The sequence below is a fragment of the Paracraurococcus lichenis genome, from assembly GCF_030657435.1.
In the GTDB taxonomy this organism is placed as follows: domain Bacteria; phylum Pseudomonadota; class Alphaproteobacteria; order Acetobacterales; family Acetobacteraceae; genus Paracraurococcus; species Paracraurococcus lichenis.
On the sequence record NZ_JAUTWS010000251.1, the window covers coordinates 1 to 2,252 of the forward strand.

A 2,252-nucleotide genomic window follows, 5' to 3' on the forward strand; every position below is an offset into this window, starting at 1 on the left:
ACGAGAGCGCCGAGGAGGGCTTTGCCGCGGCGCCGGGCGTTGTGCACGAACTCGAAGAAGCCGAGATACAGCGGCAGCTTCTCTTGCGAGATGCCCCGGTGCGGGCGGAGCCAGGAGCGTAGCAGAGACCACGTTCCCTCCATGGTGTTGACGTGGATCTCGCAGAAGCCATCGTCATCGCGCGCATACTCGCCCCGAGCGTGACAGACCGTCACGTGCCGATAACCCCAGACCGGCAGGCGGGCGTAGATGTCGTACTCGTCGGTATGGACGCGGGCACCCTTGATGACGGCAGCCTCGATGATCGGCTGGATCGTCTTCTGCTGCACATTGGCCAGCATGCGCATGACCACCTGACCACCGCGCTGGATCAGGCCGAGGATTGGCGGCTTGTCCTTCTCCAGCGTGCCGCGGCCCGGCGCTCCCGCCAGTCTGCGGCGGCGTCCAGGCCGCCCCTTTTGGCCACCGCCGCAGGCTGGCCTTTGTGTCCGGCCACGACGTAGACCTCGTCGATCTCGACGTCGCCCTCCAGCCGCACGGGCGGGGTCTTGGCGACCAGGCCGCTGCGCAGTTGTTCGGTCATGGCCTGCACATCGGACCCGTCGAGGCCCAGCTCCTGAGCAATTTGGCGGTTCGAGAGGTTCAGCCCCATGAAGTACAGGCACAGCACCCAGACCCGCAGCGGCTGGTGATGGCCGGCCAGCACTGTGCCAGTGAGGTCGTCGAAGCGCCGCGTGCACGACTTGCACCGATACCGCTGCCGATGCGCCTGGGTCTCGTCGAAGCCGTCTCGCACCACGCCACCGCTGCCGCAGGCAGGGCAGTGCACCCCTTCCGGCCAACGGTGCTGGCGCACCAAGGCAAAGCACTTGGCATCGTCGATCAGCGCCGAGAGGTTGACCAAATCTGGTGCAGCCATGATGCCGACGCTCCTGGGGAGGGCCGGTTCGCCGCCCCGTCGCCGCCCCGTCGCCGCGCATCATCCCAGACCGGCCCCAGGCACGCTACCCGGGCCTGAGCCCATCACCCCGGATCCCATCAAGAGCCTCAGGTGAAGCGAGTCGTATCAACGAGGGCCCAGTCGCATGATGCACGCGCCAGTCTCATCATCTCGGCGCACCGCAAGCAGCCGATATGACGCGCCTCCTCGTCGCATGAACTCGTAACCGCGACATCCGCCAAGGAAGAAGGCACGGTGCGCGAGGGAGCGGGGCTATAGGGCGGGTCCTGGCCTGCCGAAGAGCAACCAACCACCCGGTCAGTCCCGATCGACCTGACAGAAGGCGGTGCGGAGCGTCTCGGGCCAGCGCGCCGCGAGGCGCTCGGCCTGCGGCAGGTGGGCCACCGGCAGGCTCAGCCGGAGCAGGCGCAGCCCGCGGAAGCGCGGCCGAAACTGCCGCGCCGCCTGCCCCTCCATCCGCTCCCGGGGCGACTGGTCGAGCACCTCCTGCAGCAGCGCGAGCGCCGTTGCTGCCATCAAATGGGTGATCCAGCGCTCGGCACGGATGCACTCGATCCGCTGCTCGTCCGGCAGGTCGGCAGCGGCTCGCACCTCTGGGTGCAGGTGGGCATAGGCTCCGCCGTTCATGGCAGGAACTCCGAGGCGGCGATGTCCTCCTCCGTCGGCATCGGCACGCGGGCCTCCTCCGGCTCGGCGGGTGCCTCATGCGATTGGGCGGGACCTGCCGATCCCCAGTCGTGCCGTACCTGCCGCAGCAGCGCCGTCAGGCGCGGCCGCTCGCGCGTCTTGTAGAAGCCGTCGATCGCCCGCTCCACCAGCCGATCCGCCGCCGCCGGCAGGCGGCGCGTGCCGCGGGCAACCCCCGGGCGGGCGAACAGAAGCGTGGTGGCCACCGGCTCCGCCCGCCAGGCGCGCAGCAATCGCTGGATCTGCCGCACCCCGAGATCAAGCTCGGCGGCTGCCCGCAGCAGCATGGCTTGTGATACCCGGGGCGCCGCCGCAAGCGGCCGGATCACCCGCGCGCGGCCGACAGCGCGCTGCCAATCCGCCTCGGGAATGTCGAGCGGACGCCGGACCGTCTCACCCCCGCCCCTGGCCATGCTGACCATCCGTGCAGCGAAGACGACACGCTATCGGGCACGGACGACATGAAGAAAGGCAATTCGACAAGGATCAGGGCATGCCGAAACCACTGTAATCTGGGGTGCGGCACGGTTCGATGAGACAGACGGCTGCGGTAGAAGTCACCGCAACCGGAGGTCAGATCCATGGATCGGAGGGGATGCCCCGA

General features: G+C 68.7%; 4 protein-coding genes. All 4 read right to left on the reverse strand.

The window, feature by feature from the left end:
• A partial coding sequence (locus Q7A36_RS39425; protein ID WP_305109257.1) for an IS1595 family transposase occupies window positions 1–431 on the reverse strand: 431 nt, incomplete at its 3' end.
• On the reverse strand, window positions 371–919 hold the full coding sequence (locus Q7A36_RS39430) for a transposase (protein WP_305109254.1): 549 nt from the start codon (window positions 917–919) through the stop codon (window positions 371–373). The genes Q7A36_RS39425 and Q7A36_RS39430, both read right to left, overlap by 61 nt.
• 339 nt (window positions 920–1,258) lie before the next feature.
• Window positions 1,259–1,588, reverse strand: a complete 330-nt coding sequence (locus tag Q7A36_RS39435) for a hypothetical protein (protein ID WP_305109255.1) — start codon at window positions 1,586–1,588, stop codon at window positions 1,259–1,261.
• Window positions 1,585–2,061, reverse strand: a complete 477-nt coding sequence (locus Q7A36_RS39440) for a hypothetical protein (protein WP_305109256.1) — start codon at window positions 2,059–2,061, stop codon at window positions 1,585–1,587. The genes Q7A36_RS39435 and Q7A36_RS39440 overlap by 4 nt, the downstream gene beginning before the upstream one ends.
• Window positions 2,062–2,252 lie beyond the last annotated feature (191 nt).